The sequence below is a fragment of the Clostridium sp. UMB9555A genome, from assembly GCF_030222355.1.
GTDB lineage: Bacteria > Bacillota > Clostridia > Clostridiales > Clostridiaceae > Sarcina > Sarcina perfringens.
The window spans coordinates 1,051,327-1,076,141 of the sequence record NZ_JASORQ010000001.1; the positions used below are offsets into that span (position 1 = coordinate 1,051,327).

13 protein-coding genes are annotated in these 24,815 nt (G+C 26.5%); 7 read left to right on the forward strand and 6 right to left on the reverse strand.

Annotation, left to right across the window (positions count from 1 at the left end):
• Positions 1-74: 74 nt before the first annotated feature.
• From dptF to QP548_RS04745, 5 genes are all read left to right on the forward strand, one after another.
• Positions 75-1,958 (forward strand): DNA phosphorothioation-dependent restriction protein DptF, encoded by a 1,884-nt coding sequence (gene dptF, locus QP548_RS04725; RefSeq protein ID WP_061428153.1) that lies wholly within the window; start codon positions 75-77, stop codon positions 1,956-1,958.
• A gap of 2 nt (positions 1,959-1,960) precedes the next feature.
• Positions 1,961-3,346, forward strand: coding sequence for a DNA phosphorothioation-dependent restriction protein DptG (gene dptG / locus QP548_RS04730; RefSeq protein WP_061428150.1), 1,386 nt, complete (start codon positions 1,961-1,963; stop codon positions 3,344-3,346).
• Positions 3,327-8,495, forward strand: coding sequence for a DNA phosphorothioation-dependent restriction protein DptH (gene dptH / locus QP548_RS04735; protein WP_075808069.1), 5,169 nt, complete (start codon positions 3,327-3,329; stop codon positions 8,493-8,495). Before dptG ends, dptH begins: the two co-directional genes overlap by 20 nt.
• Positions 8,496-8,583: 88 nt before the next feature.
• Positions 8,584-9,579 carry a DNA sulfur modification protein DndB gene (locus tag QP548_RS04740; RefSeq protein ID WP_061428147.1) on the forward strand — a complete coding sequence of 332 codons (996 nt, stop codon included), beginning with the start codon at positions 8,584-8,586 and terminating at the stop codon, positions 9,577-9,579.
• 3 nt (positions 9,580-9,582) lie between these two features.
• Complete coding sequence (locus QP548_RS04745; protein ID WP_061428145.1) at positions 9,583-11,652, forward strand: hypothetical protein; 2,070 nt, start codon at positions 9,583-9,585, stop codon at positions 11,650-11,652.
• A 95-nt stretch (positions 11,653-11,747) separates the two neighbouring features.
• Here QP548_RS04745 and QP548_RS04750 read toward each other — a convergent pair whose 3' ends face one another.
• The 6 genes from QP548_RS04750 to QP548_RS04775 all read right to left on the reverse strand — a co-directional run bounded on the left by QP548_RS04750 (position 11,748) and on the right by QP548_RS04775 (position 21,340).
• Complete coding sequence (locus QP548_RS04750; protein WP_061428142.1) at positions 11,748-12,932, reverse strand: cysteine desulfurase family protein; 1,185 nt, start codon at positions 12,930-12,932, stop codon at positions 11,748-11,750.
• The gene (locus tag QP548_RS04755; RefSeq protein ID WP_061428140.1) at positions 12,929-13,318 is read right to left on the reverse strand and encodes a DndE family protein; all 390 of its coding nucleotides are present in this window, start codon (positions 13,316-13,318) and stop codon (positions 12,929-12,931) included. The genes QP548_RS04750 and QP548_RS04755 overlap by 4 nt, the downstream gene beginning before the upstream one ends.
• A 2-nt stretch (positions 13,319-13,320) precedes the next feature.
• The gene (dndD, locus tag QP548_RS04760) at positions 13,321-15,477 is read right to left on the reverse strand and encodes a DNA sulfur modification protein DndD (RefSeq protein ID WP_061428137.1); all 2,157 of its coding nucleotides are present in this window, start codon (positions 15,475-15,477) and stop codon (positions 13,321-13,323) included.
• Positions 15,467-17,092 carry a DNA phosphorothioation system sulfurtransferase DndC gene (gene dndC / locus QP548_RS04765; RefSeq protein ID WP_061428135.1) on the reverse strand — a complete coding sequence of 542 codons (1,626 nt, stop codon included), beginning with the start codon at positions 17,090-17,092 and terminating at the stop codon, positions 15,467-15,469. The genes dndD and dndC overlap by 11 nt, the downstream gene beginning before the upstream one ends.
• Positions 17,085-18,185 carry a DNA sulfur modification protein DndB gene (dndB, locus tag QP548_RS04770; protein ID WP_061428133.1) on the reverse strand — a complete coding sequence of 367 codons (1,101 nt, stop codon included), beginning with the start codon at positions 18,183-18,185 and terminating at the stop codon, positions 17,085-17,087. Before dndB ends, dndC begins: the two co-directional genes overlap by 8 nt.
• A gap of 284 nt (positions 18,186-18,469) precedes the next feature.
• Positions 18,470-21,340 carry an SH3 domain-containing protein gene (locus QP548_RS04775; RefSeq protein ID WP_061428131.1) on the reverse strand — a complete coding sequence of 957 codons (2,871 nt, stop codon included), beginning with the start codon at positions 21,338-21,340 and terminating at the stop codon, positions 18,470-18,472.
• Positions 21,341-21,938: 598 nt separating this feature from the next.
• Between QP548_RS04775 and QP548_RS04780 the strand changes: the two genes are divergently transcribed.
• Both QP548_RS04780 and QP548_RS04785 read left to right on the forward strand, forming a co-directional pair.
• Positions 21,939-23,390: an ABC transporter substrate-binding protein gene (locus QP548_RS04780; protein WP_061428129.1), complete on the forward strand. Its 1,452-nt coding sequence runs from the start codon at positions 21,939-21,941 to the stop codon at positions 23,388-23,390.
• A gap of 113 nt (positions 23,391-23,503) precedes the next feature.
• On the forward strand, positions 23,504-24,670 hold the full coding sequence (locus QP548_RS04785; RefSeq protein WP_061428127.1) for an iron-containing alcohol dehydrogenase: 1,167 nt from the start codon (positions 23,504-23,506) through the stop codon (positions 24,668-24,670).
• Positions 24,671-24,815: the final 145 nt, after the last annotated feature.

A 24,815-nucleotide genomic window follows, 5' to 3' on the forward strand; every position in this document is an offset into this window, starting at 1 on the left:
TAGAAATTTTTGAGAGAATTACGGAGCTTTTTATAATAAATGATTAAAAATCTTAGAGATAAAGGAGAATTTTAGTGGGCTTTAATAAATTTATAGATAATGATGATAGGAAAATTGAAGTTGAATTAAAAAAAATAATATCGATTAATAAAGATTTAAAAGAAGAAAAGGAAAATAACATAAAAAATAGAGAAATAAGAGAGATAAAGAGAAATTGTTTAATAGATGAATTAGGTAGATTAAAGGAATCTTCTAAAGAAGCTGTAGAGGGATTAAATAGCTTTAGTGATTTTAAGAAATATATGCATATAGAAAGAAATGTTCAAAGTAAGCTTGAGGAGTTAATAATAAATGCTTCTGAAAGTAATAAAGCACAACTAATATTAGTTTGTGGTAGTGTAGGAGATGGTAAATCTCACATAATATCCTATTTCAAAGATAAATATCCAGATACAATATCGATGTTTAAGTTACATAATGATGCTACAGAAAGTTTAGAACCTAATCAAACTTCTATGGATACTTTAAATGATGTATTAGATGAGTTTAGTGATGAAAAAATTAATTCAAGCAATCAAAAGTTTATATTAGCTATAAATCTTGGAACTTTAAATAACTTTATTGACTCTAAGTATGGTTCAAGATTTACTAAATTAAAACAATTTGTAGATAAAAATAAAATACTTGAACAAACCATAGTAGAAAATGATTTTGATTCAGAGAGTAATATTCAATTTGTGAATTTTTGTGATTATCATCTTTATACAATAAAAGACGGTAAAGTTAAATCTGAATACATAAAAGAGTTACTTGAAAAACTGACTAATAAATCAGAATTAAATTATTTTTATAAGTCGTATAAAGAGAATTGTACAAATTGTTCAATTTCTAATAGATGTCCAATAAGAGCTAATTATGATCTTTTAAATAGTGAAGAGGTTCAAGAAAGTATTATAGAATTAATTGTTCAAGTAATAATAAAAAACAAAGCTATAATATCAACCAGAGCTTTATTGAATTTCTTACATGATATATTAATATCTAGAACCTATATAGATATTAATTCCCCAATATTTAAGCAAAAAATATCAAGCTTAAAACCTGAAGAATATATAAATTCTTTAATGCCTAATATATTATTTAGCCATAAAGAACTATCATCAATATTCGAGGGATTAAATAAATTAGATCCATTAAATATAAGAAATGAAGAGTTGGATGATTTTGTGATTAAATTTAATAACTCAGTAAATCTAATAGAATTATTTGATGAAAATATTGATTATCCAAAAGGTTTTTTAGGTACTATTGAAGAGTTAGATTTTAATGATAAGCAAGTAGTAAATAAAATAAGAATTGATTTATTAAAACTATTTATTAGAAGTTATTTACTATGTGGTAAAAATGATGTCTTTTCATTAAATGATGATATTTATGATGAGTTTATAAGAAATCTTTATTATTGGAATAAAGGTGAGAAAGGTAAACTTAAAGATTTATATAGTTTTATAAAAAATGGAATTTTAAAATGGAATGGAGAAGCTGATAAAGATAGTATAAACATTTTTATTGGAAAAAATCAAAATAAATACAAGGTTAGTGAAGAGATTGAATTTAAAGCGGATATAAGCAATTTACCTAGTAATAAAGATAGTGAATTAATAAAATTCTTAAATACTATGGAAATTAAATTTAAGAGTGATAGTTTAGAAAATTCAGAAACTATTGATATAGATTATTCATTATATCAATTATTAAAAAAGGTTATTAAGGGTTATAGACCAAATAAGAAGGACAAGAATCAATTTGTTAAGTTCATTGAGTTTATAAACAAGTTAGAGGTTGCTGGTTCTCAAAATGAAAATCTTTTATTTACAGAAAAAAATAGAGATAATAATAAGAAATATAGATTAGAATATGATGACCAATTTGAAATTTATAGATTTGTGGAGATTTAAGCATGAGTGAATTTAATGATTATAAAATAGATTTAAAAGAGTTTAAAGATGGATTTAAGTTTACAGAGAAGGGATTAACTCATAAACAAGGATCTAGATACAAGCTTTTACCATATGCAGCTAATGAAAAGACATTAGTTGATGATTTTTCAGGGGTTCTTGGAAGTTTTTCAAGACTTATTTCAAATAAACAAATAGAAGGTACATTTAATTATGATGAGTTTATAGAAGAGGTTGCTGAACAGGTTGGTGACTATGAAGGAAATTTAAGTGAAGAGACTTTTAAGGATATAATAAGAACAATGTTTATAGAAGATGGAAAGTTAGTTAACTTTGACATTAAAACATTAAATTATATAAACTCAACAAAAGCAGATGAAAAGATAGCTAGCTTTTTATATTCAGTACTGTTTGATGAAAATATAAAGAAAGAAGCACTAAGCCATTATGATACTGAAGTAAACAATATATTATATAAATTAGTATTAAAATCATTGCCAACTTTAAAAGAAAAAAAATACTCAATGGGTGGATATAATTGCTATGTTCCTTATGTAAAAGAAATGTTTATAAAAGATTTTAGATTTTTAATAAAACATGAAGAGTTATATAAGGATTCATTAAAGAGGTTATTAGAATACTACTATATGTTTTATATATCCCAATTGAGTATAAAGTTAGATAAATTTGAAAATGCTGAATTAGATAAAATAGAAAAAGTTTACTATACATTATCTTGGGAAAGTACTTCAAAAAATAGAACTGCTTATAGATTGGGATGGGAGTTATTAAAAGGTAAAGTTAATTCGTTATTTTCACATGCTGTAGCATTAGAACTGTTAAACACAAATGGAGATGAAAATCAACTTGGCTATTTGGAGTTAGCAGAAGCTTATAATTTAATGGATAAAGATGAAATAGAAGAAAGTTTAAGAGAAGTTGTAAATATATATCAAAGTCAGATAAAGGATATCGATTGGAATGAATTTAAACCAACCTCAAAACAAAGTTCTGTTAATGGATTCAACGAAGTATATAGACTTTATGACTCGTTAGAATATCAATTTAATAAAGGAACAAGAAAAAGAGCATATGATGCTTATAAAAATTGGTTTGTAAAATTTGTTGAAAAGAACTTTGGAAAGAGAAGAGGGGCATTAGGATACAATTTAAATATGACAGAAGATGATATAATATTAATGACCAAAATTTGTATTAATGATAAGAAAAAGCTAAAATTAAATATTTTATTTGAGGAATTTGAAAAAAGAGGAATATTTTTTGATAGAGATTCAAGTAAAAAAATAATTCAGCTTTATGAAAAATTAAACTTACTAGAAAAGAAATCAGATAGTGGGGATGCACAATATGTTAGATCAGTTTTATAGTTATTTATCAGAAAGAATTTTAGAGTTTTTTAAAGATAATCCTTTAAATTCAGGAGCAAAATATAATATTCAATTTGAGACTGAGGAACAAGTAAGAAATCTATATAATGTTTTAAAGGAAAATACTTTAAGTGAAACTTATGAATACAAAGATGAAAATGGAAATGTTAAGTACAAATCATATAAATTAAATTTTCATAATGGTAAAGAATTAATAGTTGCTGCTACTATTGATAATGTTCAACCAGACTTTTTAACAAGACTTAGAAATATGGTTGGACATGAAACAGGATATGAGAATAAGGGAATACTATTTATACACAATACAACTTTAGATAGTATTGTTGGGGGAACAGAATCTTTTTCAAAAGAAGGTATGCCATTTCATGTAAATTATATACAAAATAATATTAAAGAAAAAATTTCAAACAATAATTTTAGTAAAGTAGATAAAGTTATTGTTGAAAAAGACTTGGAAAGAAAAAAAAGTTCACTATTTCAAGATAGTAATTCAATTTTTGAATATAGAGAAATATTAGAAATAATAAATAAAGGTTATATAGATAAAAATGAATATAGAAATTTTGGATTGTTTTATGATAGCAAATTAGGGGAATTATCAGGAAAAGAATTAGAAAATAAAATAAATGAAAATGCATTATATTTTGGTAGAGTAGATGAGATTCATAACTATGGTAATCCAGAAACTCAATTAGAGAAATATTTTGATGATAAAGGTATTGATAAGTTAAAAGAGGCTAATTGGAAAGATGTTGAGTATAAGTATGTAATAAAATCTGTTGAAGATAAAAAACAAATAAAACCTCTAGAATATATAGGAGCTTCTGTTGAATGGGATAAAGAAGAAGGCACTTCTAAGGCTAAATCAAGAACTAGAAATATAATAGTTTTTAATGAAAATAACTTAGAAGAAATAAATTTAGAATTTACATTTGACGATAAGCTAAAAAAAGAATATATTCATGAAAAAGGAATAATTGGCGACCTAAAAGCTACCACTTCAGGTAGGAAATTAAATGTAACCTTAAAGGTAGATGAATTCAAATCAAACTTTTATAAAGTAGTTTATAAACCAGAAAAAATGAAATTCGAATTTAAAATAGTTGTTTTAAATTTTAATAAAAAATACTTAGAGGCAATAAAATCTAAATACACATTGGTTGTTAAGAAGAATGAAAGTTATATTTCTATAAATACAAATGATTCAACTATTATATTTAATGAGTTTGAAAGTAATAAATCAGAATATGAATTAACTTCTAATAATGAACAGATAAATATACTTTCAGATGAGTTAGTAGAAGTTAAAATAGCAGATAATTTTAACTATGAAAATGATGAGGAACTTATTAGATTTACAGCAAAGATTGAAAATGATATTGTACCGTTTGGAATAATTGGGACAAGTCAAGTGCTAGAGTATGCAACAGGTATGAAGGTATGGAAACTTAAAAGAGAAAAAAAGGCTGATTTTAAGTCTATAGGTGATAACAAACTAGAGTTTGGAACAAGAGAATATTTAACAAGAGATGAATTTAGAAAAAATCTTGCTTTAGAAAAAGAGATTATAGAAAAAGAAGGCTTTTGCTTTATTGAAACTACAGAAGGATTAGAGAAAAATGAAATATTACTATATTCTGAAGTTAGAGAAGCTTACTATAAAATTTTAGAGTATTATAAAAAATCTAGAAGATTACCTAGTTTAACATATTTAAATGATGATTTGAAATCAATATATAAGGATTTCATAATTGTTTATTTAGAAGCATTAAATTCAATAAATGAAGGTGAGTATTTAAATAAAGAACAAAAGAATTTATTTAAATTAGGAGTGATAAAAAGAGAAATAGAAGATAAAGAATTAATATTTACTCCATTACATCCTTTAAACATAGCATATCAATTAAAAATAAATGATGAACTTGGTGGCGAGGAGTTATCAGATGAAATCATTAAGAGGTTTACTTCAACTTATCTTTTACCTTATATAGTTGGAGAAGAAAATGAACTGTATATTCCAATGGAACAATTACATTCTCCAGAGTGGAAATATTATGTTGATGAAAAATTACCAAGATATAAAGGATCTAGGGAGTTTGTATCTAAGCTTGTTACAGAAAAAATCGAAGAGTTTGTAGGCCATTTTAGATATTTATTTAACATGTCTGAAAATGCAGCAATTAGAATAAATTTAATAAACACAGGAGATAGTAAGGAAATTCTTCAAGGAATTTTTAAGTATTACACAAAGAGACTTAAATCAGGAAATAATGTATTACCAATAGATTTATTTATATATTCAGATGAAAATATAACAAATGCTTTTGAAGAAGTTGCTTTTAATGAAAACATAGCGAGTATAAAAGGATTATATGGAATAGATTTAAAAGTAGACAACATGTCAGAGGAGGATGTACTTAATCTTTATAGAGAAAAAGTACAATTCTATACAAAAAAAGTTGAAGATGGAATAGAATATGCTCATATTACATTCTTAGAGATGAGTGAGGATGTAAGGACTATAACATCAAAAATGAGTGATATACCATCAGGAGTAATATTAAATGGTGAAATCTCTGGAATTCCATCAGTATTTTTAGGTGATGCATATAGAACTGGATTTGGTACTAAATACGCAAATACTGATACTGATTTAATGAATGTTGCTATGAAACTTAATGCTCTAAATACAGCTTCTAATGGAGAGCCTTTTAATAGTGATCAATGTAAAGCAATTTCAGTTCCTAATAAAAGTAAAAGTTCATTAGATGATATATATAATGCAAGTCATTGGGTAACATTTATAAATCCAAAGGTTGATTTAAACTTTTTTAAAAATGATCCTGATGCAAAAGATTTGTTAATAATACATTACAGTGATCAATATACAACAGCAGGAGGATATGATGCAATAACTGTAACTAGAAAATCAACTCCGTATCAAAGAGTAATTGAAGAATTCTTAAACAAGAATGAAATAGAAAATTCCGAAGAGTACTCTCCAATGATAATAAATATGTTTAATGCTATAAATGGAGATTGGTTATTAAGATTATTATCAAGTAAATCACATTTTCCTAAGGAAAAAATAAGTATACTTTCAGCTATTAAGTTAGCATTAGCTAAGTTTAAAAATGAAAAGATAATATGGGTACCAATATCGTTAGAAGAGATTTTAAGAGTTTCTGGAGGGGTAGGACTAAAACAATCAGAAGGATTTTTCTCAGTTAAAAACTTAGGGTTTGATAATAAGGGTGCTACAAGTGATGATATATTAATGGTTGGAATAGAAGAAAAAGATGAAAAAGTATTTGTTCATTATTATCCTATAGAAGTTAAAATTGGTATAAATGATGATGGATACATAGTAAAGGGTATAACACAAGCTAAAAAAACAAAAGGACTTTTAAAGGAAACATTATTACCTAAAGATGGTGAAATACTTTCAAATACAAAGAAGGTATATAGAAACTTCTTGATGCAATTAGTAGTATCAAGTGCAGAAAAATTAAATCTATATGGGGTTTCTAATAATCAGAACTGGGAAAAAGTAATAGATTCTGAATTAAGAAGAAAGCTATTAAATGAAGATTATCAAATAGTAGATTCAATGGATAAAGTTTTGGGACAAGCTGCTGTGGTATCCTTTAAAAGAGGAGTAACTAAAAATATTTCTGAAATAACTGAAGATGTTATGGTTATAGAAATGGCAGAAGAAGATGGAATTCAATTTATAACTAAAACAGTTAGTGAAATTGAAGATTTAATTTCTAAAGTTGATTTTTCAGAAGTAGAAAATATTGAATATATACCTGAGCAAAGTGTAGAGATCAAAGAAACTATTGAGAATACTGATGAAGATGTGGTAATTAGAAATGATTTTTATAAAGAGAACACAACTGGAGAATTACTTGAAATAAGAGAAAATATTTTAGATGATTATAAAGAAATACCAGGTAATTTAAATAGTAAAGTTGAAGAAAGCAGAAATATGGAAATAATATTTGGAACTAATGAGAAAAACAATAAAAAAATCATTCTTTATCCAAATGATACAAATAAAGTTCTTCATACTAATACGGGAATAATAGGAACTATGGGAACTGGTAAAACTCAATTTACTAAGTCAGTAATTACTCAAATTCATAGAGAATCAAAGAATAATGTTGATGGAAAAGAGATTGGAATTCTTATTTTTGACTATAAAGGAGATTACAACAAGTCAAAAGAAGATTTCATAGAGACTACAGGTGCCAAAGTTTTCGAGTTATATCATTTACCGTTTAATCCATTATCAGTTGTAAAAGGTCCAAATTCAAAACCAATGCTTCCTCTTCACACTGCTAATAGTTTAAAAGAAACTATTGCCAAAGGATTTAGACTTGGTAATAAGCAAGAAACACTATTAAGAGAGCTTATAATGGAAGCTTATGAAAAAAGGGGAATTATAAAGAATAATCAAGAAACTTGGGATAAACCAGCACCAACATTAAAAGATGTTTATGATGTTTATGAATCAAGAGAGGACTTGAAAAAGGATGATAGTTTATATTCTGCATTAAGCAATCTTATAGATTTTGAAATATTTGAACCAGATCCATTTGAGACTAAAAGCTTATTTGAACTTATAGATGGAGTTACAGTAATAGATTTATCAGGATATGATGAAGGAATACAAAATCTAGTTGTAGCAATTACATTAGACTTATTCTATGCTCAAATGCAGGCTGGGGGACATAGTAAGATAGAAGGTCACTTAAGACAGTTAAATAAAATAATATTAGTAGATGAAGCAGATAACTTCTTAAGTAAAGATTTTACAGCTTTAAAGAAAATACTAAAAGAAGGTAGAGAATTTGGTGTAGGAACAATACTTTCAACACAATTATTAACTCATTTCTCAACAGATAAAAATGATTATGCTAACTATATATTAAACTGGGTTGTTCATAGAGTTGATGATTTAAATAATAGAGATGTAAAAAAATTATTTAATGCTCAAAGTAAACAGGAAGAAGATAAGTTGGTAACAACTATTAAAGGATTAGCTAAACATCATAGTTTAGTTAAAATAGGTGATAGTGAAAGACCATCATTTATGAAAGACCTAGCTTTTTGGGAATTATAAAAATTAGAAATATATAGGCTATTTTAAAATAGCCTATACAAAACAACTTTACATAATATTTATGGAGGTTTAAATTTTAGGAGGAACTATGAGAGAGTTTGACGCGATTAAAATTGATGAAATAAAATTAGATAATAACACTGAAAATAGCAATATATATATATTAAAGGTTTCTTATTCTGATTTAGACAAATTGTTTAAAATTGGTAATATATCTATAAATAGAGAAGTAGAAGAAGAACGAGCAAAAAAAATGTCAGAATATATAAAAGACAAAAATTCATTTTATCCAACTATTGTAGCAGCTACAAACACTAAAAATCTAATAAATTATAATGAAAATTTAAAGACAATAAGCGTAAAGTTATTAGGAGAAAATGATAAATTTATTGTTATAGATGGACAACATAGATTTAAATCAATAGTTGGACTAACTGAAAAGTTTGATAATAGATATCAAAGTGTATTATTAATAGATAATATAAATGATTTTCAACAAAGAAAGATTTTTATTGATATAAATGATACGCCTAAAAAAGTAACTACGGGTACTAAATTAAGATTTAAAAAGAATATAGAGAATTATATAACATTGAGTTTTTTAAATTTTGATGAAGATATTTTAGATTACATTGATATGGATGAAAATCAGGCAGGTAAAAATGAGACAATTCCTTATAAATATTTATATAGATTCAATGAAAAACTTTTAAAGGTTTTAAGTAATAATTTCAATAAAGAAAAAATTTTGCTTTCAGAAATAGACAATACTTATATGGAAGATTTACTATTAATTAATAGTAAAATTAAAGAACTAATAGTTGATGAATTGAAAAATGAAAGTATTATAAAATATGAAGTTTTTTACATAGAATTAGGGTTAAAATGTTCTAATGAATTAAATAGATATTTTAGTGAAAATAAAAAAATAGATGAAACAAAAATAGGTGAAATAATACAGAAAGTAGATAATATTAAAATTTCTATAAAAGATATATCAGATAGATTTTTACAAAAAAAATGTAAAAATCAAAGTGATAGAAAAAACGCTATAGAAGAAATTTTAGGTGAATATTGGGGGTAAATAATGAGTTTTAATTTTTTAATTAAAAATAGTGAAATTAATAGTAAAGACGATATAAATACTATAATTTCAAGAATAACATCTTCATTTGGAAACAATATTGAAGGAAATATCATTTTAGAGAGTGAAAATTGTCTAGTTAAAAATATAGGGGAAAATAAATACTTAGAATGTTATAAAATAAATATAAATGAATCTGATAATCCTATAAAAAATGAATATTTTATAAATATGTTAAATATAGATGAGACTGAAAAGAATACAGTTATTGAAGTTATGAGTTCAGATAGATTATATAAAGATAATTTAGTTGTCTTAGACTTATTATCTCATGAATTTATAAAAAAAGAATTAGAAAATTTATTAAAATTTGAAGAAAATTTAAAAGCTTATTTTGTTTTATCTTTATTAAAAGAATATGAAGAGCAAGTATATAATATAATAGATAGCTTTAAGACTAAGGAAAATTTAATTGAATTACCACAAAATATTAAATATAATCTTCAAAAAATAGAACTAACTAAAATTGTAGAATTTATTATAGAAAACCCTTTAGGTGGAAAAGAATATGAAATATATTATAATGAATATTTAAAGAATAAAGATGAAGATCTTTCTAAAATGAGAGAGATTTTTAGAAAAAATATATTTTCAGAGTTAAAGAGCGATTTAGAAACAAGTCGAAGTAAAATCAAAGAATATAGAAATATATTAAGTCATAATAGATTTTTAAATTGCAATTTAATAAAAGATAAACACTGCGCTGAAATTAGTTCCATATTAGAAAAAATGATTAAAATAAATAATAAAACACTTAAAGAACTATTATGTACTGATGAGGTGGAAAATGAACAAAATGATAAAAAAGAAAGGCTAACTTTAATATTAAAAAATCAAGAAGAAGTAAATTTAGAGATTTTAATAATAAAAATACTAGCAGAGCTTGGATATATATATATAAAAGATAACATTAAAAGAAAAGATGATTTATATGAATATGAGACTGAAGAAAAAGATTTAAGTCTCAAAATAAGAAAAATATCTGAAAATTCAATTAATAATATTTATTTATTAGACATAAAATTTAAATTATCCAATGATAATAATTTAAATTTAAATGAAACTTTAATATATAAACTTAAAAACTTTGAAGTTATAATATGTTTTGATAGTTTGAGTAGATCTAATTCATTAATTCTATCAGACAAATTAAGTATTTGTGAAAATTTATTAAGAAAATATATAAGTATATTTCAGTATATTGAAGGAATAAATAATAATAATAATAAAGATACTATGTTTGATTCAGTAAGAATTGGACATGGAGGTAAAATATTTAATACAGTTTATGACTATGATTTTATTGAATTGATAAAAGTAATTGAATCACCTAATAATACAAGCAAAGGTATAGATAATTTAAAAAAAGAATTAGGAAAAGCAATAAAAGATAATAATTTTTCTAAAATAGAACTATTACTAAATAATATGTTAGTATACAATACAGAATTAAAAACTATAATGAGTAATTGGTGTGAATTATATAAATATAGAACTAGAATAGTACATTGTCAAGTAATGTTTTATAGTGAGTTACCTAAGATAAAAGATAACATAAATAAAATAAAATCTATTATTGAAAATATATTAACTGAATATATTAATGAAGTTTGTAATTTTGTGTATCAACCATTAGAATTACAAATATTAAAAATTGACAAAAATATTAAGGATAAAAATAAATTAGATTTAATATTTATAAAAGATAATTCAGTTTATAGAATTGAAAATTCATTTCTTTTTAGAATTAATTATATAATAAATAGCATTTTAGGACAAGAAAAAGAAGAATATGTTTATTCATTAGAAATTTTAAAAGAAAAAATAAAATATAATATTACTGAATTAGAGAATTTTATAAAATGCGAAAATTTTGAAATGGAAATTTCGAAGATATTGGAAAAATTAGGTTTGTGTAATTATGCTGATTTTAGAATTATATCTAGTGAGAAACAGAAGTTAGAAGAGAAAATAGGGAAATTATTATCTAGTATAGATAATAAAAAAATCTAAAAAATTCTAATTAAATATTTTTTTTGAGTTAATTAACATTTAGAAAATAACAAATAAAAATAAACTTCTTCTTAAATAAAAGAAGAAGTTTATTTTTATAAATTTAAAATATCAGTTATTGATAATGATTTATTTAAACTAATTCTAATAAAGTGATTAGTACAATTAGCTTTTCCAATCTCTTGTATAACGTATGATGGTTCACCAATTCCACAAGCTGAACCTGCTGAAATAGCTACTTTGTCAGCTAAATTCTTTATTAGCATTTCATTTATTACATTTGGTATAATCATACCTATTACACCTGGTATTTTATTTTCTGGATCTCCTAAAAACTCTATTTCAGGATACTTTTCTTTTAAAATATTTTTAGTTTCTTCTTCAAGCTTAAGTATTTTTTCTATATAATTATCCATGTCTCTTTTTGCAATTTCACAAGCTTTTCCGAAGCCTACTATATTATGAACTGCATGTGTTCCAGCTCTATATCCAAATTCTTGTTGACCACCATGTATAAGAGAAGTCATTTTGTAATTATTAAAACTTTCTTGTCTTATAAAAGCAGCACCAACCCCTTTTGGTCCATAAATCTTATGGGCAGAGAATGATAGGAAGTCTATAGGAGTTTTCTTTACATCTATAGGAACTTTCCCTAATACTTGTGTTGCATCAGAATGGATAAGTATATTATTTTCTTTAGCAATCTTAGAAAGTGAATCTATATTATTTAAAGATCCAATTTCATTGTTACCCCATATAAAAGAAGCTAAAATAGTATTTTCTTTTATAGAATTTTTAAAGTTTTCATCAGTAACTTGACCATATTCATTAACAGGCAAGAAACTTACTTCAAATCCTCTATTAATTTTTTTAGTGTTTTTCTTCTTTTTTAAAAATTGGCTTGCAATTGTTTTATCTGGATTATTCCAAAATACATCACCATTTAAAAACTTACATGTTTGTAAAACTGATTTATGTTCTACAGTAGATGTTATAATATGATTTCCTTTATTTTCATAAAATTTAAGATAGTCAGAAACACCTTTTATAATCATATTATTACTTTCAGAAGCACCACTTGTGAAAATAATTTCTTTTGGGTTTGCATTAAGTAAATTAGCTACTTGCTCTCTAGCCTTTTCTACAGCTTTTTCTGCATTAACAGCTAATGTGTAGTGTCTACTAGAAGGGTTACCGTATTCTTCTTTTAAATACGGTAACATTGCTTCTAAAACTTCTGGGTCAATTGGAGTAGTAGCACTATTATCTAGATATATCATATACTAGCATCTCCTTCATCAAGTATCTTAGTTATAAATTTTTCTAAGTTACCCCCTGAGTATTTATATTTATTATAAAGAAGTTCAGCACCTCTATCCATATGAAGCTTCATATAAGTAGGATAGTAGTCATCATCTGAAATATGTCTTCCTAAGTTCATTTCAATAAGAGCTTTGAATATAGCATCAAATTCACCAGTAACAGTAGCTCTTTGTAGTTCAAGTCCATTTATATCCTTGCTTTCATATTCTTCAATAGGTGTTTCATGATTTAGGGACATAGAAACGGCTATTTTACTTAATGCAAAGGGCTTAAGATTTGAACTTCCACCTAATTCTTCAAATATTTCTTTTGTTTTTTTTGACGTTTTTAATCTAAATCCCATAATTACACCTCAAAATATCCATTTTTAACTTCTGTTTTTCTTAACTTTGTATTGTAAAGAAGTAGATATTCATTACATACATAAGGTTTAACAACTTGATATAAGTCACTATCAATTTCTTTATTAGTTGAAAGTATAATAACCTGCTTACTTATATTAGGTAAATATGTTGTTGTTAGAGCATTTCTATGAGTTTCATCTATACGTGCATATGGTGTATCAATTATAAATGGTATTTCAACACCAGAACTCTTTATAATAGCCCAAATTAAGCAAAGTATATAAATTTGTTTTTCCCCTTTTGAAAAATCATTTATATTAACCTTTGAGCTTAAAGAAATATATTGAACTAAAGCTATTTGTTCAAGTTTTTTAGTTAAACTTTTATAGTTTGCTACATCAAAATAATTAAATAAATCATCTATGAACTTAGAACCATATTTCTTTTCAGTTCCTTCAAAACCAAGATTAGTTAATATATTTAATATTTCATTTGTATCGTACTCTTTATTTATGTAAAGAGTAGAATTAAATGAATCATCAATTACAATGCTATTTACATAGTTGTCTTTCCTTATAATGCTGCTAAATATATTAATAAACTCATTTTCTATAGCATCAATTTTATCTCTAGTAATATTTTTTAGAAGTTTATCTAAATAGCTAATTATGCTAGATGACATTTCTAAAACATTATTATTTTGTAGCAATGATGTAAGTTCATTTTTAGCTCTTGTTAAATGATACTCTTTTAAAGATAATTGCTTATATTTTTCTTCAAGTTTAGCTTTTGAAGAAGTAATTATATTTTCAGTCTCACTTATTTGTTTGTTTAAAATAGCAGTTGTTTCTAAATAGTTATTTAAGAAATCACCAGAAACTGTTGAATTAAGTTTTTCTCTTAAAATCTTAATACTTAATGAAATTTCTTTAAGTCTAGTGAATTTTGATAATATATCAAATTTAAAATCATTACTTTTACTTAATATGTTATTAATTATGAAATTGATTGAATTTTTATCTTCATTTGAAAGTTCCAATATATTAGAAATATCATTCATTTTATCTACTTCAAACATTTCATTTAAAAGAGTTAAGGCTATTTCATCATAATTAACATTATTATGTTTAGGTAAATGTTTGTTTAGTGTTGATTTTACAATATTACCAGATAACTTTTTACTTATACTATTAAATGAAATGAGTGCTTCTTCTTCATCAATTTGTTTTTTAGTATTTTTTAATAGCTTAGATACTATTAAAAATGGAAGAGTATCATTACAAAAATCTTTAATTTCTTGATTTATTTCTGTACGTTCAGATTCAATCTTATTAATCTGTGAATTTAACAACAATCTTTCTTCTTCAAAAATACCACCACTATTTCTAAAATCATCTTCGGCATTTTGTTTCTTTATATAAAGATCATCAAGGATAGATTCATTATTAAAAATTATATTTTTAAGTTCTGATATATTATTTTTAATTTCATGTATTTCAGATGAAAGTTCATCATATCTAGCTTGAGCTTCATCTAAATTTTTATTTTCTTTAGAATGTGTTCTTTGATAAGAAAGTAATTGTTTTTTTAATACATCAAATGTATCATAGTTGAAAAGTTCAAGTACAGCTTCTTTTAAGTTTGAACTTGATGATTTACCAACAAAGAAATCGCTTAATTCTTCACCATCGAAAAAGAAAAAGTCGAATAGTGAAGGAGGTAATACTGATTTTAAATACTTATCAAAATAAAGTTTATCATCTTCAGAAAGTTCTTTATCATTTAAAAATACTTTAAATTCTTCATTTAATTTATGCTTTTTATATTTCCATATACGTTTAAGATAATAATCTTTTAATTCTGTTCCTTCTTTAAATGAAAGGCTTAAACCTATAAATGATTCTATATCTTCATTTTTAAAAGCATTATCATTAATATTATTTTTTATTTTAGTTTGATAATTATAGTTATTACCAAGATATCCATAAGTCGTTGGACCGTATATACAAAGCTTAATTGCTTCAAATAGAGTAGATTTACCAGCTCCATTTTCACCACCGATTAAAACTATATTTTTATTGCCATTTGGAGTAAATGAGAAGGTAGTTTCATCTTCATATGATCTAAAGTTTTTAAGTGTTATATTATTAATTATCATTGTCTATCTCCTCAACTAAACTTTTGTGTAAATGTTTTTGATTTAATAATTTGCTTATAGATTTATCTAGTATAGTTTTATTTGTAAAATGTTTATATTTATTGCTTTCTATAAGTAATTTATTGATTAAATCTTCTGGAATATCTGTTTCTACACATAAATTAGATATTGTTTCTAATGTAGAATTATCAAAAATAGGTTTTTTATAATCATCCCAAGGAAGTCTATTACCAGTTTTGTTATAATAAATTTCAACTAAGCTTCTACGAGTTAAATCTTCCTCGTCATCCCAGATTTTATCTATGGCTTCTAACTCTTGAATTGTTATTAAATCAAGGTCATAGGATTCCTGAATTTTATTTTGAGTTTCAAGTAATTTTTCAAGAATAAGTTTTCTAGCCTTAAAATTAAATGGTCCATAACCAACAACATTTATGAATTCACCTTTTGAATCAGAGTGAATTTTACTAAGGTCTAATTTAATATCTTCACCAGATTCAACTGTTGGAATTAGTTCTAGGAATATTTTGTCTTTATCTGTTGACTTTTTATTTAAAAGCTCATCAGTTTCCTTAGATCTAACTAAATCTATATATCCTTCATTATTTTCTTTATCAAAGAATAGATGGTTTTTATCAATAATATAATCATTTAGTAAAGGCATTTTCTCTAAGTAAAGTTTTTTATAATAATGATTTCCATCTCTTCTATATTGTTGTCTATATTCATGTTTATCACGTATGCTTAATAGCCAACTTCTAAAATCAAGTAGTGGTTGAAGTTCAGTTTCTCCGCTTTCTATAAACCCAGTTAATGATTTATCTTCTTTAACAACGGTACAGATCCAACAACCAAATCTAGAGTTACCACAAGAAGGTGTCTCTGAATCGTTTGTTACAGTAAAAGGACATTCTCCGCCTTCACCACCCATATAAAGGGCAAATAAATCATTATTATTAGTTCCCCATGGAGTTTCACCATTATTTGAAAGTAGAATAGCCCAAACATCATCCGTTGAAAGTTCAACAATAGGATTATAAACATAAGTATTTTGTAGAGTTACATGAGGAGTTAGTAAATAACCTTCAATTTCTCTATTTTTTATCCTAATTCCTCTTGCTATACTTTCAGATTTTCTAACACCAAGTAATACTACAACTTCGCCATTTTCTTTAACTTTATCTTCGATAAACTTATTAGAAGGCTTAATTTTTAATCTTTCAGTACACCATCTAAATCTAATAGAAGTAGGGGTTGGAAGACCCTTACCAATTACATTAGCCCAAAATGTATTATTATAATCTGGGTGTATCATATCAGTATATAAAGGTAATCCTAGATTTTTAGCACCTTCATTTATGTATTTTGAGTTTTGTTGTAAATAAGATAATACTATAGGGTTTTCAATTAAGGTATCTGATGAAATGACATAAACTGGTTTATGTCTTTCTTCCTTTGGTAAGTTTTGAAGCATTTTAAATGCTAATAAAACAACAGTAGTACTATCTTTTCCACCACTATATCCTATAACCCAAGGTCTTGAATCATTTTTATATACACGAGTCATTTCATCTAGTATATTATTAATTTTGTCATTTATATTTAAACTACTCATTTTTATTTTCCTTCAGCTTTCTATATGAATTTTCTAACTCTAATTCATCATGATTAAGCTTAATTCCAAGCTGTAGTTTTATAAAGTTTGTTGTAAGCTTTATATAATTAGAGTTTTTTACTATACGTCCGTTATTTCCAATAGCACGATTACCCCAATCTTCTAGATTAGATCTATTCCAATTAATTTCATTTAGTTTAATCATATATTCTTTCCAATTAGATTTGTTTTTTCTAAAAAGACAATTTCCTATAATACCTAAAGATTCAAGTATTACAGCATTAGAACTAATATAAGATTTTCTAAAGATACTAGGGCTAATTTCTTTATTAAAAACAAACTGCCATTCTTTCATATTTGTACATAAGCAATTCCAAAATTCATATACAAATTTTTGAGTAGATTCATCCTTAGGGTCAAGTTTACAAAGTAACTTTTTATTTGTTTCATTTATACTACTTAATGTAAATAGTTTATTTGAATACTTAGACAAAGAGGGTTGTTCTCTATCTGTGAAGTATTTAAGAAACTTATTTTTTTCAATAAGGGCTTTAGTAGTTAGGGCAATAGGATCTCTAGAATCGTATAAAATACCTATTGACTTTGAAACATTAACAGCATGTTTGTTTAAATCAGCAAATATTTGTTGGCTTCTATTAAGTCCTTCATCTATAAATAAAACTACTGAGATAGTTTCTTTACCTAATTCGGGTGAAACTTTTAAAGCTTCCTCAATAGCTGCTCTTCTATGTTGACCATCATTTATTAATAGTCTGCTATCCATAGACACTTGCAAAGTTCCCATGTTTTCATTTGAAGCTTTTTCAAAGGGTTCAAATGAAAATTCACCATCAATTGATGCTGTAACAGATGAAAATACATAGTCATTAGGATTATCCACCATATAGGATGTTATTTCGGGTATTCTAGATTTATTTAATAATCTTTGTGCACGATATTCTGGAGGTAGCTCATCATCATTAAAAATAAATAACTTTGATAATACAGATAAAGGACACATAATTACGAAAAACTCTCTAGATGCCTGAATTCCTTTAAGTGCTGGAAATTTATAAAAGAAATTATTATCCATTTTTAACCTCCTTACGTACGTAATCATAGTAATTATTATATCAAAAAAACATATATGAGTAAATTAGAGATTTAGTGATTATATATAAAACTTCTAAGGCCACTTCAAGGTATATAATTCAAATACAAGAAAGGGCTTATATAAAAATATGCATAAAAGCTATTTTTATATAAGCCCATTTTATAAAAGATTTGAATTTATTAGGTGAATTTAAAACTAATATTAAGCTATCATCAGCCTATGATTAATTTTAATAAGTCCATATTAGATTTTATTTTAAAATTTTAAACTATAAATTTGCTAGAGCACCAACCTATGTTTTCATTATATCTAACCTTAACCCAATCTCCACTTTCTTCTAAGATTTCAATCTTATGACCATTACCCATTACAGTTAATCTAGATGAAGTAGAGGAGTCTTTAGATGAGTGTAGCCATAAGCCTCCATTAGCTTTTACATGGGCTGATTTTAATGAAACCTCACTAGTATTTGATTGAACTAAATGAACTGGTTTACTTTCTTCCACAGTATTACTTTGTGATGTTACTGGATTAGTTAGGAATTCACTTGAACACCAACCTATATTTCCATTGTGGTCAACTTTAAACCAAGAACCACTTTCTTCTAAGACTCTTACCTTTGATCCTTTGTTCATTATGCTTATTCTAGAAGAAGCATAGGAATCTTTAGAGGAGTGTAACCATAAACCTCCATTTGCTTTTATGTAAGCTATTTTTACTGTACTAGTAACTGGCTTGCTTACTTCAACAGTTTTGTTTTCATAAACTGGTTTATTTTCCTCTACATGCTTACTTGGTGAGCTTTGAGAGATAACAGTTGGGTTACTTAAGAATTGGCTTGAGCACCAACCCATAGTTCCATTATAGTTAACCTTGTACCAAGATCCACTTTCATCTAAAATATCAACCTTTTCTCCATTACTCATTATGGTAATTCTAGAAAATGCATAGGAATCCTTAGTAGAGTGTAGCCATAAACCACCATTTGCCTTTACAGAGGCTCTCTTAATATTTGTTAAAGTAGGTTTACTTGTTTCAGCTTCCTTTTTAGGTTTATTTTCTTCGACAGTTTTCTTAGGTGCAGTAGGTTTACTTTCTTCTACAGCCTTCCTAGGAGTAGTGTTTTTAACTTCCTCTATTTTATTAGATTCAGATTGTTTTTCATAAGTAGTAGGTTCACTTAAGTATTTACTTGCACAGAAGCCAGTTTTCCCATTATAGTTAACCTTAAACCAATCTCCACTTTCCTCTAAGATTGTAACCTTTTCACCCTTATCCATAATTGCTAATCTAGAAGAGATATATGAATCCTTAGAAGAGTGTAACCATAGTCCACCATTAGCTTTTACAGAAGCAGTTTTAACAATTGTTAAGGCTGGTTTGCTTGTTTCAGCTTCTTTCTTAGGTTTATTTTCTTCCATATTTTTATTAGGTTCTGTAGCTTTATTTTCTTCTACTTTTTTATTAGTTGAGCTTTCAGAAGAAACTGGGTTAGTTACATATTTACTTGAACACCAACCTATATTTCCATTATAGTCAACCTTAAACCAAGAGTTATCTTCCTCTAAAACATTAACCTTAGCTCCATTACTCATTAAGGTTACTCTAGAAGAGTATGAAGTATCCTTACTAGAATGTAGCCATAAGCCACCATTAGCCTTTATAAAGGCAGTTTTTGTAATAACCTTAGCAGGCTTACTTGATTCCTCTTTTTTAGTTTCTTCAACTGGCTTACTAGATTCAGAAGGCTTAGCTTGTTCAGTTTTATTTGATTCAACTTTATTAGTAGCTTTATCCTTAGATTCATCTACCTTTTTATCTTCAGTAGATTCAGCTCCCTTATTCACTTTTTCATCTTTATCTTTAAGAGAACTTTCTATCTTTTTATTATCTTCTTTAGAATCAGATTTTTTATCTGAAGTATTAGTTTTAACTACTCCAAGAGGAGTAACAGAATCAGATGACTTAGATGGAGCTTCCTTTTCTTCTAAGAAGTCAGTATATCTATGACTTATGTAAGCTTTTTGGCCATTATAAAGAACTTCATACCATCCATTTGAGGCTCTACCAGTTACAGTTAATTTATCTCCTCCATTAGCTAGTCCTACAGGCTTAATTCCTTCAGTAGTAGGGAAGGGTTTTTCATTAATATAAACATCTTGCTTAGCTGTTACAGTACCCTTTAAGGCTTCAACTGTATATTTATGATCCTTTGAGCTAATAGGTTTTGATGTTACAATATTTGTTTTAACAATGTCAGAATTACTTTTTGAAGAATTTCCTTTATATTTATAGTATCTTGTAGCTCTATACTGTCTATTCCATCCATTTTCTTTAGTAGGAGCTTGTCCATTTAAATTACGATGAGAATAGGCATCTCCATAGGTATAGGCTTCATTTCCCATTACATAGGCAATACCATTTGCTTTATCCTTCCAACCCATGAAACACATTGTGTGATATTCACCTGCAAAGATAATATCTCCCTTTTGGATGTTTGAAAAATCTCTATGCATTTCCCAGTTATTATTTTCAAGCCAATTCCAAAGGTTAGAAGTGTATCCAATATGACTTGGAACAGGTACTCCTATTGCTCTTAAACAAGCACCTTGGAAGAAAACACAAGTGTTGCTAGGATCACCATTATGAAGACGAATAGCTTCATTCATTGCATTAGATTGATTACTTCTAACACTTTCATATTCATATAATCTTCTATTAACATCTGAAGCAAAGTCACTTGAGTTATTAGATAAATTTTCAGAAGAATTCTTTGAATCTTTTTCAACAGGTAATTTTACTTCTTTTATAACAGGTTTTTGATTTTTTACCTCTTCTTTAATTTCATCAGAACTTTTCTTTGTGTCTTTATCCTCTTTAACTTTAGGTTCAGTTTTCACCTGAGCTTTATTTTCTTCCTTTGAGTTACCTTTAGCTTGTTTTTTTTCTTCAACTTTAGGCTCAGTTTTTTTATTAGATTTTAAATTATCTTTATCCTTTGATTGTTTTTCATCTTTTATAGGGGGCTTAGTTTCTTTTTTGCTTTTTACTACAGCAACATTAGAATTAGACAAGTCAATATTAATCTTATCATTTGGTTGTTGTTGCTGTTGTTGAACTATTGCTACAGCCATAAAATCATCTCCTATTTTCTTAAGTTTAAAAGGTTATATAATACTTAAATTTTCCATGTAATTATACCATAATTAGAAATGTTAATAAATAATGGAATAATTGTAAATGTAATTTTAACTTGAATTTAGGAATATTACAGTATTTATGGTTTTGATTATGTAATTTAAATGAAATACTCGTAAATGATAATTAAAACAAAAAGAAAGATAATAAAATTCCTAAAATAATAGTTAAAATTAAAAAAAAATAATCAGTGGATTTATAAGTAAGAAAGGAGAAAAATCATTTAAAATAGAGGAGCCTGTATCAAAATAATCTTTGATACAAGCCCATACATGCAATATTTAAGGGTATAAGGAGTTAAAACTGTTATATAAATAATAATATTAATTTAATCCGTAGAGGTTACGTAATTGTGTCTTAAATGAAAAAAAATAGTTACAAAAACAAATAATAAGTTAGTCCTTTTATAATTTTTTTGATTAAATTTCTTTGTAAACGTTTTGTTAAATGTTGAAAAAAGAAGAATAAAGAAGTAATTTATAAAATATATATATAATAATGACTTATAATTTTACTTTAAGGGGGAAAATAAAAATGCTTAAAAACAAAAAACTAATGGCTTTATTATTAGGAGGAATAATTGGAACATCTTCTATCTTAGCTGGATGTGGTTCAGGGGGGAATGCTTCATCTAGTGGGGGAGAAGGAGAAGAACCAGTAAACTTAGTTTGGTATGTAATAGGTAAACCACAAACTGATGGAGAATTAGTAGAGGAGGAAGTAAATAAATATATAAAGGATAAGATCAACGCTACTGTAGATATAAAACATATTGATTTTGGTGATTACAGCCAAAAAATGAACGTAATAGCTAACTCAGGAGAAGAATATGATTTAGCATTTACATGTTCATGGGCATTCCCATACTTAGATAATGCAAGAAAGGGAGCTTTCTTGGAGTTAGATGATCTTATAGATAGTCATGGGAAAGATCTTAAGAATGTTATTGATGAAAGACTTTGGAAGGGTGCTGAGGTTGATGGAAAGGTATATGCAGTTCCAAACCAAAAGGAAATAGCAGGAGCACCTATGTGGGTATTTGATAAGGAGCTTGTTGAGAAATATGACATTCCATACCAAGATATTCATACAGTTGATGATTTAGAACCATGGCTTGCAGTTATAAAAGAGAAAGAACCAGATTTTGTACCGTTCTACACTCAAGGAGATGGAATTCCGCTAGAAGGGTTAGAGGATATAACATCAGGACTAGGTATTTTCTACGATGATGAAAGTTTAACAGTTAAAAATATGTATGAAACAGAGGAGTTAAAACATCTTTTCACTAAATTAAGGGAATTCTATGAAAAAGGATATATAAATCAAGATGCAGCAGTTAGTAATATGAAAAATGAAGTTAAGAGATTTGTGTGGAAAGCTGATGGACAACCATATGCTGAAAATGGTTGGGGTCAAGCTTTAGGTAGAGAAGTTGTAACTTCATCAATAGTTTCTCCATATGTTACAAATGCTTCAACTACAGGAGCTATGACTGCTATATCAGCAACTTCTAAGCATCCAGAAAAGGCTATGGAACTTATAAATTTAGTAAATAAAGATTCTACATTAAGAAACCTATTAATGTTTGGAATAGAGGGAACTCATTATGAAAAAGTTAGTGATAATCAAATAAAGAGAGATCCAAATGGACCATATAGTGTTACAAGCTGGGCTTATGGAAACTTATTTGACACTTATGTTTTAGATAGTGACCCAGTAGACAAGTGGGATGCCTTTGAAGAGTTCAATCAAGGTGCAAAAACTTCAACTATATTAGGATTTAAATTTGATACAGAAAAAGTTGTAACTCAAATGTCAGCTGTAAGTAATACATTTAAAGAATTTATAAAACCTTTATATACTGGTTCAGTAGATACTGAAGAGACTTTAGAAAAGTTAAATAAGAAGTTATATGATTCAGGTCTAGAAGATATAAAAGTTGAGTTACAAAGACAATTAGATGAGTGGAAAAAAGAAAATAAATAGAATTTAGGAATAAAATTAAATAATAATAAATAAAATGTAAAGTAGATTATAGTTTATATAATCTACTTTATTTTTTTGTGAAAATATATATTGTTTTGGGAGGAATTATTAGTATGGCAAGATTTACTTTACCAAGGGACATATATCATGGAAAAGATTCTTTAGAGGTGTTAAAGAGTTTAGAAGGTAAAAAGGCTTTTATAGTTATTGGTGGCGGATCAATGAAAAGATTTGGCTTTTTAGATAAGGTTTTAAGTTATTTAAAGGAAGCTGGAATGGAAACAAAGGTTTTTGAAGGAGTAGAACCAGATCCATCAGTAGAAACTGTTATGAAGGGTGCAAAGGAAATGGAAGAATTTAATCCAGACTGGATAGTTTCCATAGGAGGAGGTTCACCTATTGATGCAGCAAAGGCTATGTGGATTTTCTACGAATATCCTGATTTTACTTTTGAAAAGGCTATTGTTCCTTTTGGATTACCTAAGCTTAGAAGAAAAGCAAAGTTTGTAGCTATTCCATCAACTTCTGGAACTGCTACAGAGGTAACTGCCTTTTCAGTAATAACTGATTATAAGGCTAAGATAAAATATCCTTTAGCAGATTTTGAAATAACTCCAGATATAGCTATTGTAGATCCTAGCTTAGCAGAAACTATGCCAGAGAAGTTAGTAGCTCACACAGGAATGGATGCCTTAACTCATGCTATTGAGGCTTATACTGCAAGTTTAAGATCAAACTTTACAGATCCTTTAGCTTTAAAGGCAATTGAAATGGTTAATATGCACTTAGTAAATTCATTTAAGGGGGATATGGAAGCTAGGGGAGAAATGCATGAGGCTCAATGTTTAGCAGGGATGGCCTTCTCTAATGCCCTTTTAGGAATAGTACACTCTATGGCCCATAAGGTAGGTGCCGTATTCCATATACCACATGGATGTGCTAATGCTATCTTCTTGCCATATGTAATTAAATATAATAGAAAAGCTTGTGAAGATAGATATGCTAACATTGCAAGACATATTGGATTAAAGGGAGAAAGTGAAAGAGAACTAACAGATGCCCTAATAGATTTAATAAATAAGTTTAATAAGGAATTAAATATACCTTCATCAATGAAAGAGTATGGCATAAAAGAGGATGACTTTAAAGCTAATCTTAAATTTATAGCTCATAATGCTGTTTTAGATCCATGCACAGGATCAAATCCAAGGGAGATTGATGATGAAACTATGGAAAAATTATATACTTGTGCATATTACGGCAGTGATGTGGATTTTTAAAGAATAAATTTTTTCTAGTTAAAATAAGGTAAAGATAAGAGGATTGTGTTAAAACTCAAAGATAAAAGTTATAAATTTTATGAGTTATTTGATACAATCCTGTTTTTTTAGGTGGGAGAATAAAATATTTTTGGAGAGGTTTAGT